Genomic DNA, 12,996 nt, shown 5'->3' with positions numbered 1-12,996 from the left:
CTCAGCGTTTGATCGCCGCATTTGAGTTTCGCGCGCAGCCCACAGCGAAACACCTCCGCGCTCTCCGCGCCTCCGCGCGAACATCAATCTATTCTTCTTCGCGCCTTCGCGCTTTTGCGTGAACCAAATCTACCGCATCCGCGCCGCGGCGCGTGTCGTCTCCGTAATCGCGACGTCGGACAACAATTCCCCTGCCCCGCCCGGCGCCATCAACTGACGTTCGGCCCGCCGTAACCGGTCGATCGCCGCGGCGATGTCGGGCGATTTCCATTTCTGGACCTGGCGGATCATCCCCGGTTCCTCGCGGAAATGGACTCGCCGTGCCTTGACCACCGCCGATGGCTGTTTGCCGGCATCGACCTCGGCGCGCATCGCCGCCAGCGTCATCAGCTTGCGGACGATCTGGCGCAGCAATGGGATCGCAGCACCGCCCGAATCGGCGAATCGGGCCAGTTCGCGCGCGATGTCGTGCACCCGCCCCTCCAGCGCGGCATCGACCACGTCGGACATTTGCGATTCGCCGAGATCGGCCCCCAGCGCGTCGAGCGCCTCGTCGTCGAGCTCGCGCGGCCGGTCGGTCGCCGCGTCGAGATAGAGCGCGAGTTTCTCCACTTCACGCGCGATCACGCTGCGATCGCCGCCCGATGCCGCCATCAACCGCCGAATCGCCGTCGGCGTCGGGCGCAGGCCGTATTCGCGCGCGATCCCGACCACCATGCGGTCGGCATTGGCGCCATCGGGAATGTAGCAGGCGAAGCTCATCGCCGCCGGCTGCGCGATCGCGAACTGGACCAGCTTCGAGGTGGTGCGCAGCCCCGGCCCGATCATCACCACCGGATGCTCGACTTGCGGCTCGGCGAGCAGCATTTGCGCGGCCTCAAGCGATTCGTCGCCGGCATTGGCGACCAGGATCCAGCGCCGCCCACCGAACAAGGCGAGCGACCGCGCTTCGTCGACCAGCTTTCCGGGATCGCCGCGCAGCGCGGGCCCTTCCATCGCGACCTTTTCGGCATCGGCGCCAAGCGCCCGTCCCAGCCGCGTGGCATAGTCCATCGCGCCCGCTTCGTCGGGACCGTGGAGCAGATAGAGCCGAACCGCGGAAGCCGCCGAATCCAGCGAGTTAACTAGCTGATTTTCGGACGCTTTCACTTCGCCGAGGCGGCGGCGCGGCGCTGATAGACGGCGATCCGCGTGACGATCTGATCGGCGACGATCTGCGACAGGTTTTCGAGCGCGGTGTTCTCGGCCGCGATCGTGGCATATTCCGAATTGACCACGTCGATGCCGGCATCCGACCCCGCGGTCGCGTCGACCAGCACTTCGCCGCTCGACGCATTGACCAGCTGGTACCGCGCGCGCAGCGACCGGCGCTCGCGCGTGATGGTGTCGTCGCGCTTCACGCCCAGGCCGGTGATCGAATCGTCGAGCTTGACCTCGAGCCGGTACAGCGCCGGCTCGCCGCTGCGCGAGGGCAGGCGATCGCGCAGCGCGGTCGACATCAGATAGCCGTTCTTGCCGGCAATCGGCGCGACCTCAATTCGCGACAGGCTGGAAGCGACCGGACCCGAAGCCCCGCCTTCATAGAGCGGGTGGAGGCCACAGCCGGCGGTCGCCAGCGCGAGGAGGAGCGCGAGTCGCTTCATGCGACCAGATTGACCAGACGATCGGGCACGACAATCACCTTCTTCGGTTCGGCGCCGTCCAGGATGCGGAGCACGTTGGGATTGGCGCGCGCCGCGGCTTCGACCACCGCTCTGTCGCTGCCCTTGGGCATGACCAACGTATCGCGCAACTTGCCGTTGACCTGCACCGCGATCGTCACCTCATCCTCGACCAGCAACGCCGGATCATAAGACGGCCAGTCGGCATTGGCGACCAGCCCGGATCCGCCCATCGCCGCCCAGGCTTCTTCGGCGAGATGCGGGGTCATCGGCGAGACCAGGCGGACGAGCGTACGGATCGCGTTGCTGCGCGACGCGGAGGGCTTGGCCTTCTCGATCGCATTGACCAGTTCGTAGAGCTTGGCGACGGCCTTGTTGAATTGCAGCGCCTCGATGTCGACGGCGACGCCGGCGATCGTCTGCGCCAGCTTGCGATCGAGCGCTACGTCATTGCCCTCGCCCTGCTCGATCCCATCGACCAGGCGCCACAGCCGCTGGACGAAGCGCCACGAGCCCTCGATTCCGGCCTCGGACCAGGCGAGGTCACGTTCGGGCGGCGAATCGGACAGCATGAACCACCGCGTCGCGTCCGCGCCATATTGGTCGACGATCGGCTCGGGATCGATCGTGTTCTTCTTTGATTTGGACATCTTCTCGGTGCGGCCGACCGTGATCGGTTGCCCCGTGGCGATCTCCTTGCCGTCGCGCACGTCATCGGGGCTCAGCCATTTGCCCTCGATCGACTTATAGGTCTCGTGCGTCACCATCCCCTGGGTGAACAACCCGGCGAACGGCTCGGCGATGTCGAGCATGCCGATATGCTTCAATGCGCGCGTCCAGAAGCGGGCATAGAGCAGGTGCAGGATCGCATGCTCGACCCCGCCGATATATTGCCCGACCGGCAGCCATTGCTCGGCCATCGCGCGGTCGAACGGTCTGTCCTTGGGCTGGCTGGCGAAGCGGATGAAATACCAGGACGAATCGGCGAAAGTATCGAGCGTATCGGTCTCGCGCACGGCCTTGCCGCCGCAGGACGGGCAATCGACATGCTTCCAGGTCGGGTGGCGGTCGAGCGGGTTGCCGGGAATGTCGAAGGCGACATCCTCGGGCAGCACCACCGGCAGCTGGTCGCGCGGCACCGGCACCGCGCCGCATTGGTCGCAGTGGATGATCGGGATCGGCGTGCCCCAGTAACGCTGGCGGCTGACTCCCCAGTCGCGCAAGCGATAGACGGTGGTGCCCTTGCCCCAGCCGCCCGCCTCGGCGCGGATGATCACCTCGCGCTTGGCGTCCTCGACATCCATGCCGTCGAGGAAGTGCGAGTTCACGATCGTGCCCGGGCCTGAATAGGCTTCGGCATCGGTGAAATCGGCGTCGGTGCGGTCGCCGTCCGATACGACGCGGCGGATCGGCAACTGATATTTGGTCGCGAATTCGAAGTCGCGCTGGTCGTGCGCGGGCACGCCGAACACCGCGCCGGTGCCATAGTCCATCAGCACGAAGTTCGCGATATAGACCGGGATTTGCCACGCCGGATCAAAGGGATGCGTCGCGGTGATGCCGGTGTCGTAGCCCAGTTTCTCCTGCGTCTCGAGCTCGGCCGCGGTGGTCCCGCCCTGCTTGCACAGTTCGATGAACGCGGCCGCCTTCGCATCGCGCGTGGCGACGCCCTGGGCGATCGGATGGTCGGCGGCGACCGCGATGAAACTCGCGCCGAAGATCGTGTCGGGGCGCGTCGAGAACACCTCGACCGATCCGCCGTCGGACAGCGACCAGGCGAATTGCAGCCCCTGGCTCTTGCCGATCCAATTCTCCTGCATCACCCGGACCTTGTCGGGCCAGTGATCGAGGCCCTTCAGCCCTTCGAGCAGTTCGTCGGCGAATTGGGTGATCTTGAGAAACCACTGGTTGAGCTTGCGCTTCTCGACCAGCGCCCCCGACCGCCAGCCGCGGCCGTCGATCACTTGCTCGTTGGCCAGCACGGTCATGTCGACCGGATCCCAATTGACCGCCGATTCGCGGCGATAGACCAGGCCGGCGGCGAGCATGTCGAGGAACAGCGCTTGTTCCTGGCCGTAATAATCGGGTTCGCACGTCGCGATCTCGCGCGACCAGTCGAGCGCGAAGCCCAGTCGCTTCAGCTGCGCCTTCATCGTCGCGATATTCTGGCGGGTCCAGCCGCCGGGATGGACGTGCTTTTCCATCGCGGCATTCTCGGCCGGCATGCCGAACGCATCCCACCCCATCGGGTGGAGCACTTCCATCCCCTTCATCCGCCGATAGCGCGCGAGCACGTCGCCCATCGTGTAGTTGCGGACATGGCCCATATGGATCCGCCCCGACGGGTAGGGAAACATCTCGAGCACATAGCTTTTGGGCTTGGGCGAATCGTCTCGCGCGGCAAAGGTCTGGGAATCATCCCAGATCTTTTGCCAATGGGCATCCGCTTTCAGCGGGTTGAAGCGCGACATTAGGGTCTATCCTGCTGGGCGGGCATTACCCGCCCGCCGGGTTCTTGCTTATTTAGGAGCGATCGCCTGGCGACGAAGGTCGCGGGCACGCGTAAGGATCACGTCCTCGAGCTTCTGCACCGTCGCTGCCTGGACCGGCGCCGCGACCCACTGACCGTTGGTGCTGACTTCGCGCAATGCCGCGACGCGGATCGCATCGGCGCGCAAATCCTGGTCGAGGATCGACACCGTGACCTTCATCCGCTCGCCGGGCGAGCGCGGATTGACGTACCAGTCGGTGACGATGACGCCGCCGTTGGAATCGGTCTGGAGCAGCGGCATGAAGCTCAGCGTATCGAGGGTCGCTCGCCACAGATAGGCGTTGACGCCGATCGTCGTCACCTTCGACGCGGCGATATCGGCCTTGGCGGGCCCTCCCCGGTGGTGCGCGCACGCCATCAGTGAGAGCGGAAGGGCCAGATACGCGGCACGGCGCAGAAGGGTCATCGGTCGTTCCCTGATACGAAAGGGGGAGATTATCGCGCATCTATAGACACAGGGCCGTCCGCCGCAAGCGCCGACAGACCAGAACGAGTCTGTGGACGCAATGCAACACTCGGCGGAAAAACGCGATCACCTGTGGCGAGTCGGGATCGAACCGTGTTAGGGCTTGTATGACTATTGGAGTCGCAGGGAACCAATCGTGGTTGGGAAGCGGGCAATTTTCGGAACTGTGGTGGGGACGCTAGCCGTCACCGCCGCGTTTGCCGTGCCCGCGATCGGCGCACCCGATGCCGCCAAGCGGTTGATTTCGCGCCCTGTCGCGTCTTTCTTCACCCCGGCCTCGGCCGATCCCAAGCTTGCCGCGCTGATCGCGCGCAACGGGCTCGACACGACTCCGTTCCGGTTCACGCCGGCCGAATCGCGTGGCACGCAACGCCGCGTGACGCCGCCGCCAGCGGTCAAGACCGGTGTCGTGACGCTGCGCGGCGCGCCGACGGTCGATACCGATTCGGTCGGCCTGGCGCCGATCGCCTATGATCTCGGCCGCAACGCTCCGGTCAAGCACGTCGTGACGCCGAGCGATCTCAAGATCGATCTGGCCGCGAGCCCGGTCGGCACCAAGCCGATCGATCTCGGCACCAGCTTCTCGGTCCGCCGCGCCAACAGGCTGAAGGCGACCAGTGAACGTACCACGGTCGGCGATACGCGCCTGGTGGGATCTCTGCCCAAGGATTCGATCGATGTCGGCGGGTCCTATTCGCTCAGCCGCAATCTCGATGTGACCGCGGGCGTCCGCTACAAGTCGCAGGATCGCGATCGCCTCGCCCCGCTGCCCGATGCGCAGCGTGACAGCCAGGCGGTGTACGTCGGAACCGCGTTCAGGTTCTAAGCCCGTTTCAGGGATTTAACGCAGTTAAATCGCGCTCGGAAACGGGCTCGGCCGGCCTCGCGTAGCGAGGACCGACGGCGCGAATTCACTTCGCGCCGCCACCGCCCGCGCCCCACGCGTCGATCGCCGCCCAGCCATCGAACCCGGCCATTCCCCGGAATCTCCGCGCGCCCATTCCGCCAAGCGCGATCACGATAACCGGCAGACCTTGAGCAATCCGCCGCGCCTTCCGCTCGCCCAACCCATCATCCCCCGGATGCGACCGAGTCCCAAACACCGGCGACACGAACAGCACGTCCGCCCCGCGCCGCACCGCGGCGACCGCCTCGGCCCGATCATGCGCCGCCGCCGTCCGCAGCCCGCTCCCACGCACTCCGCCATGCACTCCATCCTCGCCGAACCCAGCCCGCTCCCCGGCCCGAACCACCACCAACCCGCGCGCGCGCGCAACGCGCACCACGCGCCGAAACAGTACCCGCCGCTCCCGAACCGGCATCGCATAATGCCGGAACACCACGCCGCTCCCGCGCGGCAAGCGCCGCAGCGCCGCCCACAGCCCGTCGCCGAGCCGCTCGTCGGTCATCAGCCACAAAACTGGGATCGGGGACTGGCGATGCGGCACGACCCTGCCTATAGCGCGCGGCATGACGACCGACGACCCCGCCGCGCGGCTCACCGGCGTCCGCGATGCGATTGCCCGGGCGGCGAAGCTCGCCGGGCGCAGCGACGCGATCGAGCTGATCGCCATTTCCAAGACGCACCCCGCCGAGGCGGTCGAGCCGCTGATCGCCGCGGGACAGCGCGTGTTCGGCGAGAATCGCGTGCAGGAAGCGCAGGGAAAATGGCCAGCGCTGCGCGAACGCCACGCCGACCTCCGCCTTGCTCTGGTCGGCCAGCTGCAATCGAACAAGGCGGCCGACGCGGTGGCTCTGTTCGACGAAATCCATTCGGTCGATCGCGCGTCGCTGATTGCCGCTCTGGCCAAGGCGATGGAAAGCGGCCGCCGCCCCGGTTGCTTCGTCCAGGTCAATATCGGCGACGAGCCGCAAAAGGGTGGCTGCGCGATCGCCGATCTGCCCGCTCTGCTCGCCGAAGCGCGCGCCGCCGATCTGCCGATCGTCGGGCTGATGGCGGTGCCCCCGCTCGAGGTCGAACCGGCACCCTATTTCGCATTGCTCGCCAAGCTGGCGCGCGACAACGGCCTGACCGGCCTCAGCATGGGGATGTCGAGCGATTATCCGACCGCGGTGACGCTTGGCGCTACCCATGTCCGCGTCGGATCGGCACTGTTCGGAGCGCGGACATGAGCGGCGGTGTGATCCCGATCAGGTTCGCGGCGTTGCTGTTCGATTTCGACGGTGTGCTGATCGAGAGCGAATATATCGGCAACAAGCATATCGCCGATTTCCTGACGTCGATCGGCCACCCGACCACGCCCGAAGAGTCGATGGCCAATTTCATGGGCTATGCGGGCAAGGATTTCCTCGATCGGGTGGAGGCGTGGATCGGCCGCGCATTGCCCGAGGACTTCTTCGCCGCGCGCGAGGCCGAGGATGCGCGCGTGATGGCGGAAGGGATCGGCGAGGTCGCCGGCGCGATCGCCTTCGTCCGTTCGCTGCCCACGGACCTGCCCAAGGCGGTGGTATCGTCAAGCTCGACGCGCTGGATCAGCCGCCATCTCGAGCATATCGGCCTGTCCGACATTTTCGGTGATCATCTCTATTCGGGCCGCGAGCATGTCGAGCGTGGCAAGCCGGCGCCCGATCTCTACCTTTATGCTGCCGACAAGCTCGGCGTGACGATCGGCGACTGTGCGATCATCGAGGACTCGCCGGTCGGCGCAACCGGCGCGGTCGCCTCGGGCGGGCACGTCATCGGCCTGTGCGCGGGCAGCCATTGCGCGCCCGATCATGCCGACCGCCTGCGCGCGATCGGGGTGGCGGCGGTGGCATCGAACTTTGACGACGTGGCAAGCCTGCTCGCCTGACGCCCAACCGTCACCTTGGGCTAACACTCCAACCGTGGCTTAAAGCTGATGCCCCGTGCGATCGCGTTTGGTCGCGAGGTACTTCGCATTGAACGGATTGGGCGGCAGCGCGATCGGCACGCGTTCGGCGACCGTGATTCCCGTCGCCTCGAGCACGCGGACTTTCTCCGGATTGTTGGTCAGCAGGCGGATCGTTGTCTGACCGAGCAGATCGAGCATCCGCGCCGCGACGCGGAAATCGCGCGCATCGACCGCGAACCCCAATCGCGTATTGGCGTCGACCGTGTCGAACCCCTGATCCTGCAGCGCATAAGCGCGCAATTTGTTGACCAGCCCGATCCCGCGCCCTTCCTGGCGGAGATAGAGCAGGATACCCCAGCCGGTATCCTCGATCGCGTGGATCGCGGCATGGAGTTGCGGCCCGCAATCGCATTTCAGGCTGCCGAGCACGTCGCCGGTCAGGCACTCGCTGTGCAGGCGGACCAGCGGCGGGCGGCCATCGGGCTGGCCGATGATCAGCGCGACATGCTCGCCCGGCGAATCGGGTGATCGGAACGCCACGATCTCCGAATTCTCCGAGCCGGCGACCGGCAATTTGGCGCGCGCGGCGATCGCCAGGCTGATCGGGTCCTCGAACGCCTCGATATCGGCGATGGTGATGACCTCGTCCGGCGCCGAGCCGACGAAGAAGGCGGGAAGCACACCGGCGGTGCGTGCGAGCGACAGGGCCGCCGCCATGACGTCACGATCCTCGACATGGATCGCGCGGAACGGGCCTTTCATCGGCGTCGCCATGTCGAGCTGCGGATCGGCGAGCGCGACCGCGCAGTCGAAATCGATCCAGAAAGTGCGTTCGACCAATACCGGCGAATCGGGAATCGCCGCCTCGAGCTGATTGGCAAGCTTGAGCGTGGCGGCGCGCCCGGCCGACAACAGGATCGGCGACTCGCCTTCGGGGTCGAACGCCTTCATCCGCCCGGCATCGGCGGTTTCGATCGCCAGCAGCCCGACTGGGTCACCGGCGCCGCGAATCGCGATCGGCCAGCCGCGGCGCAGCGCATCGATCGCGCGGGCGACGTCGCGCGCGCTCATCGTGGCGCCTTCACAGGTCGAACTCGGTCATGATCGGGACATGGTCCGACGGCTTGAGCCAGTTGCGGCAGTCCTCGAACACCTGATGCGACCGCGCCGTGGCCGCGACATCGGCGGTCGCCCACATATGGTCGAGCCGCCGGCCGCGATCGTTGACCGTCCAATCGGGCGAGCGATAGCTCCACCAGGTGTGGAGGCGCGCCGGCGCCGGATAGAAATGGCGCCCGAGATCGACCCACGAGTTCGAATCCTTGAGCCGATTGAGCGCGTCGACCTCGATCGGCGTGTGGCTGACGACCTTGATCAGTTGCTTGTGGCTCCACACGTCCGATTCGAGCGGCGCGATGTTGAAGTCGCCGGTCAGGATGGTCGGGCAATCGAGCGTCGACGACCAGGCGGTCATCCGCTCGACGAAATCGAGCTTCTGGCCGAACTTCGGATTGACCTCGCGGTCGGGGATGTCGCCGCCCGCTGGCACATAGACATTCTCCAGCCGCACGCCGTTGGGCAACCGCACGCCGACATGCCGCGCCTCGCGATTGGCTTGCCAGTCGAATCGGTCGTCCTCGACCAGTGGCACGCGGCTGACGATCGCGACGCCGTGGTGCATGCGCTGACCATGGAGGAAGATCGTGTCATAGCCGAGCGCACGGAACGCGCCTTCGGGGAAGTCGGTGTCGATCACCTTGGTTTCCTGCAGGCACAAGATGTCGGGCGCGACCTCGCGCAGGAATTTTTCGACGATCTCGATGCGGAACCGCACCGAGTTGATGTTCCAGGAGACGATCTTGAGGGAGGTCATGTGCTCGCGATGTAGCTATCGATCCGTCGCGGTGCCAGTCTGCTCCGCCACCCGACCTCCCAACGTCAGTATTCTATGGGAGGTCGGGTGGGGGAGCGGGCTGGCACCGCCCATCGGCGAGAGCCGATCAAAAAAAGGAAAGGCCCCTGTTCCGGGGGCATGGAACAGGGGCCGACCTAGCGTTCGTCACGCAGGCGGGAAGTGGTCCGTTTCAGGCAACAGGGGGAAAATCCTGAACCGCCCCACATCCGCGAGAACTGTATTAAGCGGGCGAAGCTGTCGCCCAGATGAACGGTCGGTTATTTTCTTGGGCCGCCGCGCACTGGATCGTTGAAGCGGAACGTTCCGTCGGAAATCGGCACGTTGAACTTTGGGTCCGACAGTCGAATCGTCGTGCGATTGTTCTGCGCGTCGAGCGCCACCCAGCCGCGCAGGATGAGGCCGGCCGGCCCCGCCGCGTTGCGCTCGAACACCAACGTGATGCGGCCATATTCGGGATGTTTGGGATCGCTGGCGTCGACCGAAATGACCGAAGGATCGGCAGTCGGCATCACCTTGGCGAAGCGGCTGATGTCCTTGCCGGGATCGAGCAGGACGCCCAACGGCGACCCGCCGATCGGCCAACGCTGTTTCTGCCCGACCTGATAGTCGAGGAACCATAGAGACTTGCCGTCGGCCACGATCAGGATCGGCACGCCCTTCTGGTACTGGAAGCGTAGCTTGCCCGGTTGCTTCAACGACAGGGTGCCGGTCAGCGTCTTGCCGTTGCGGTCATACTGGCTGAACGCCGCGGACATCGACTGCACGGCGCGCAGATGCTCCTGGACCTTGGCAAGGTCGGGCGAGGTCGCCGCCGGCGCGGCGATCGCAGCGGTGGCAGCGAAAGCGGGCACGAACAACAGCGCTAGGGCGCGAGACGTCACGAATATTCTCCTGAAACAGGCGACCAGGGTGGCGCCAAAGGCTTGAACCCGCTCTGAACGCGCGAGTCCTGGTCCGGTTCAGCTGCGCCGAACCGGAGCCGGTGCCGGTCAGCGAAGCTGACATCATATTACAGCGGGTTGCCCTCGCGGTCGCGCAACACTTCTCGCCGGCCGACATGATCGGGGCGGCCGACGATGCCGTCCTTTTCCATCCGCTCGATCAACCGCGCCGCCGAATTATAGCCGATTCGCATTTGGCGCTGCAGCCAAGAGGTCGATGCCTTCTGGCTTTCGACCACCAGCTGGATCGCGCCGCGATATTGCTGGTCCTCGGCCGAATCCTCGCCCAGCGGCGCGCCGTCGAGCGCGAAGCCGTCCTCATTCTCCTCGGTGACCGACTGGATGTAATCGGGCTGGCCTTGCGCGCGCCAGTGATCGGCGACGGCCCGCACCTCGTCGTCGCTGACGAACGGGCCGTGGACGCGGCTGATCTGCTTGCCGTACGCCATGTACAGCATGTCGCCCTTGCCGAGCAGCTGCTCGGCGCCCTGTTCGCCCAGGATGGTGCGCGAATCGATCTTGCTGGTGACGTTGAACGAGATGCGCGTCGGCAGGTTCGCCTTGATCACGCCGGTAATGACGTCGACCGACGGGCGCTGCGTCGCCATGATCAGGTGGATGCCGGCGGCGCGCGCCTTTTGCGCCAGCCGCTGGATCAGGAATTCGACTTCCTTGCCTGCGGTCATCATCAAATCGGCGAGCTCGTCGACGATGACCACGATCTGCGGCAGCGGCTCGAATTCGAGCTGCTCTTCCTCGTAAACCGGCTTGCCGTCCTCATAGCCGATCTGGACCTTGCGCCCCAGCGGCTGGCCCTTGACCTTGGCGGCGCGAACCTTGTCGTTGAAGCTGGCGAGCCCGCGCACGTTGACCGAAGCCATCATGCGATAGCGGTCCTCCATCTGCTCGACCGCCCATTTGAGCGCGCGAACCGCCTTGGACGGGTCGGTGACCACCGGCGACAGCAGATGCGGGATGTCGTCATACATGCTCAATTCGAGCATCTTCGGATCGATCATGATCATCCGGCACTGCTTGGGATCGAGCTTGTAGAGCAGCGACAGGATCATGCAGTTGAGCCCGACGGACTTGCCCGATCCGGTCGTGCCGGCGACGAGCAGATGCGGCATCGGCGCCAGGTCGACGATCACCGGATCGCCGGCGGTATTCTTGCCCAGCACGATCGGCAGCGACGCCGACTGATCCTCGAACGCGTCCGACGCCATCAGCTCGTGCAGATTGACCGTTTCACGCCGCGCATTGGGCAATTCGATGCCGATCACGGTGCGTCCGGGGATCGGCGCGATGCGTGCGGACACTGCCGACATGTTGCGCGCGATATCGTCGGCGAGCTGGACGACTCGGCTCGCCTTGGTCCCGGCGGCGGGCTCGAGCTCGTAGATCGTCACCACCGGCCCCGGATGGACCGCGGTGATCTGACCCTTGACGTGGAAATCGTCGAGCACGGTTTCGAGCAGCCGCGCATTGCGCTCCAGCGCGGCCTTGTCGATCGGCCCGCCGGTCGATGGCGGCGCCGCCTTGAGCAGATCGAGCGGCGGCAACGGATAATTGTCGCGCAGGTCGAAACTGCCCTGTTTGGGCTTGGCTGGCTTGGCCGGCGCGGGCGCGGCATTGCGCTCGGCGATGACCGGCGCCGGGCGATTGTCGGGCAAAGCGACGGCGCGCGGCTGGCGAATCGATTGTTCGGACTCCATGTCGATCACACGATCGCCCGGGCGCTGGTCGGTCAGGCGCTGCACCTCGGCGGCGCGGCCGATCCGCGGCATCGCCGGCACGCGCGGGATCCCGACTTCCAGGCTCATGAACCAGATCACCGCGCCCGACAGCCCCGCGAGCGTCCCGACCACTCGGTCGGTCCACAATATCGCGACAGGATTACCGATCAGCGCGATCAGCCATTTGAGGCCGTCGGCGATCAGCATGCCGACCAGGCCGCTTTTGCCCGCCGGCCAGTCGAGGCTGGCACCGCTTGAGACGAATCCCTGCGCGGTCGCGACCAGCGCGAGCCCGAATGCGGCGGTCAGTGCCATCCGCACCCAGCCGCCGACCTCTTCGTCGCGCCACAGCCGCCAGGCGATTACTGGCCCCACCGCCAGCATGCCCCAGGCCGGCCAGCCCAGCACGGTGTAGGCCAGGTCGGCGAACACCGCGCCCGGATAGCCGATCAGATTCTGCGCCGGCCCGCCCGCAGCGGTGCTGAGCGACGGGTCGCCCGAATGATAGCTGGCGAGCGACAGGACGAGCAGCACCGACACCGCGGCGACCGCCACCGCGACGATCATCGCGCCCGATCGGGCCGCGCCCGCCTTCACCGTTTCCCGCCAGAGCGGCGTCTGCGCGCGGCTGGCCATGGTCGAATCCCCCGAAATGTACGCTGTGCGTTCACGATGGATTCTCGCTCTACCGGAGTCCGACGTCAAGGCGGTGTGGATGGAGAGTGCGCTGGCCGAGCTAAATCCTCCCCATTTATGGGGAGGGGGACCAAGACGCGCAGCGGCTTGGTGGTGGGGGCTAGCCTCCCCGGACTCGCTGGCGGCCCGCCCCCTCCACCATTGGCTGCGCCAATGTGTTCGGACGAGATCGTGTCCCCCGGACACGATCTTGGCA

Annotated in this window: 12 protein-coding genes; 3 read left to right on the top strand and 9 right to left on the bottom strand. The window is 66.0% G+C overall.

Annotated features, from left to right (window positions below; all coding sequences use genetic code 11):
• Positions 1-129: 129 nt before the first annotated feature.
• From holA to AC1DRD_RS11150, 4 genes are read right to left on the bottom strand one after another with little or no spacing between them, the layout of a single operon-like run.
• Complete coding sequence (gene holA / locus AC1DRD_RS11165) at positions 130-1,149, bottom strand: DNA polymerase III subunit delta (RefSeq protein ID WP_478031298.1); 1,020 nt, start codon at positions 1,147-1,149, stop codon at positions 130-132.
• Positions 1,146-1,643 (bottom strand): LPS assembly lipoprotein LptE, encoded by a 498-nt coding sequence (lptE, locus tag AC1DRD_RS11160; RefSeq protein WP_478031299.1) that lies wholly within the window; start codon positions 1,641-1,643, stop codon positions 1,146-1,148. Before lptE ends, holA begins: the two co-directional genes overlap by 4 nt.
• A complete protein-coding gene (leuS, locus tag AC1DRD_RS11155; RefSeq protein WP_478041424.1) occupies positions 1,640-4,132 on the bottom strand; it encodes a leucine--tRNA ligase in 2,493 nt (830 codons plus the stop codon). Before leuS ends, lptE begins: the two co-directional genes overlap by 4 nt.
• Positions 4,133-4,180: 48 nt before the next feature.
• Entirely contained in the window at positions 4,181-4,618 is a 438-nt protein-coding gene (locus AC1DRD_RS11150; RefSeq protein WP_478031301.1) for a DUF3576 domain-containing protein, read from the bottom strand.
• Between the two features lie 229 nt (positions 4,619-4,847).
• On the opposite strand from AC1DRD_RS11150, the gene AC1DRD_RS11145 reads away from it, so the two are divergent.
• Positions 4,848-5,504 carry a hypothetical protein gene (locus tag AC1DRD_RS11145; protein ID WP_478031303.1) on the top strand — a complete coding sequence of 219 codons (657 nt, stop codon included), beginning with the start codon at positions 4,848-4,850 and terminating at the stop codon, positions 5,502-5,504.
• Positions 5,505-5,589: 85 nt separating this feature from the next.
• Here AC1DRD_RS11145 and AC1DRD_RS11140 read toward each other — a convergent pair whose 3' ends face one another.
• The gene (locus AC1DRD_RS11140; RefSeq protein WP_478041423.1) at positions 5,590-6,150 is read right to left on the bottom strand and encodes a thiamine phosphate synthase; all 561 of its coding nucleotides are present in this window, start codon (positions 6,148-6,150) and stop codon (positions 5,590-5,592) included.
• Between AC1DRD_RS11140 and AC1DRD_RS11135 the strand changes: the two genes are divergently transcribed.
• Both AC1DRD_RS11135 and AC1DRD_RS11130 read left to right on the top strand, forming a co-directional pair.
• On the top strand, positions 6,149-6,811 hold the full coding sequence (locus AC1DRD_RS11135; protein WP_478041422.1) for a YggS family pyridoxal phosphate-dependent enzyme: 663 nt from the start codon (positions 6,149-6,151) through the stop codon (positions 6,809-6,811). The two genes, AC1DRD_RS11140 and AC1DRD_RS11135, sit on opposite strands and share 2 nt — an antisense overlap.
• Positions 6,808-7,491, top strand: coding sequence for an HAD family hydrolase (locus AC1DRD_RS11130; RefSeq protein ID WP_478031308.1), 684 nt, complete (start codon positions 6,808-6,810; stop codon positions 7,489-7,491). The genes AC1DRD_RS11135 and AC1DRD_RS11130 overlap by 4 nt, the downstream gene beginning before the upstream one ends.
• 39 nt (positions 7,492-7,530) lie before the next feature.
• On the opposite strand, the gene ribA is transcribed toward AC1DRD_RS11130, so the two are convergent.
• The 4 genes from ribA to AC1DRD_RS11110 all read right to left on the bottom strand — a co-directional run bounded on the left by ribA (position 7,531) and on the right by AC1DRD_RS11110 (position 12,740).
• On the bottom strand, positions 7,531-8,583 hold the full coding sequence (ribA, locus tag AC1DRD_RS11125; RefSeq protein ID WP_478041421.1) for a GTP cyclohydrolase II: 1,053 nt from the start codon (positions 8,581-8,583) through the stop codon (positions 7,531-7,533).
• Between the two features lie 10 nt (positions 8,584-8,593).
• A complete protein-coding gene (locus tag AC1DRD_RS11120) occupies positions 8,594-9,385 on the bottom strand; it encodes an exodeoxyribonuclease III (RefSeq protein ID WP_478041420.1) in 792 nt (263 codons plus the stop codon).
• A gap of 299 nt (positions 9,386-9,684) precedes the next feature.
• Complete coding sequence (locus AC1DRD_RS11115) at positions 9,685-10,308, bottom strand: LolA family protein (RefSeq protein ID WP_478041419.1); 624 nt, start codon at positions 10,306-10,308, stop codon at positions 9,685-9,687.
• 128 nt (positions 10,309-10,436) lie between these two features.
• Positions 10,437-12,740, bottom strand: a complete 2,304-nt coding sequence (locus tag AC1DRD_RS11110) for an FtsK/SpoIIIE family DNA translocase (RefSeq protein ID WP_478041418.1) — start codon at positions 12,738-12,740, stop codon at positions 10,437-10,439.
• Positions 12,741-12,996 lie beyond the last annotated feature (256 nt).

It is taken from the genome of Sphingomonas sp. P4_G2, assembly GCF_056401155.1.
This window is presented reverse-complemented; position numbering and strand designations above follow the sequence as displayed.

Coding starts and splice junctions, on each gene's coding strand:
- AC1DRD_RS11140 (WP_478041423.1), bottom strand. CDS start 6,150: ATGCCGCGCGCTATAGGCAGGGTCGTGCCGCATCGCCAGTCCCCGATC.
- ribA (WP_478041421.1), bottom strand. CDS start 8,583: ATGAGCGCGCGCGACGTCGCCCGCGCGATCGATGCGCTGCGCCGCGGC.
- lptE (WP_478031299.1), bottom strand. CDS start 1,643: ATGAAGCGACTCGCGCTCCTCCTCGCGCTGGCGACCGCCGGCTGTGGC.
- AC1DRD_RS11135 (WP_478041422.1), top strand. CDS start 6,149: ATGACGACCGACGACCCCGCCGCGCGGCTCACCGGCGTCCGCGATGCG.
- AC1DRD_RS11120 (WP_478041420.1), bottom strand. CDS start 9,385: ATGACCTCCCTCAAGATCGTCTCCTGGAACATCAACTCGGTGCGGTTC.
- AC1DRD_RS11110 (WP_478041418.1), bottom strand. CDS start 12,740: ATGGCCAGCCGCGCGCAGACGCCGCTCTGGCGGGAAACGGTGAAGGCG.
- leuS (WP_478041424.1), bottom strand. CDS start 4,132: ATGTCGCGCTTCAACCCGCTGAAAGCGGATGCCCATTGGCAAAAGATC.
- AC1DRD_RS11150 (WP_478031301.1), bottom strand. CDS start 4,618: ATGACCCTTCTGCGCCGTGCCGCGTATCTGGCCCTTCCGCTCTCACTG.
- AC1DRD_RS11130 (WP_478031308.1), top strand. CDS start 6,808: ATGAGCGGCGGTGTGATCCCGATCAGGTTCGCGGCGTTGCTGTTCGAT.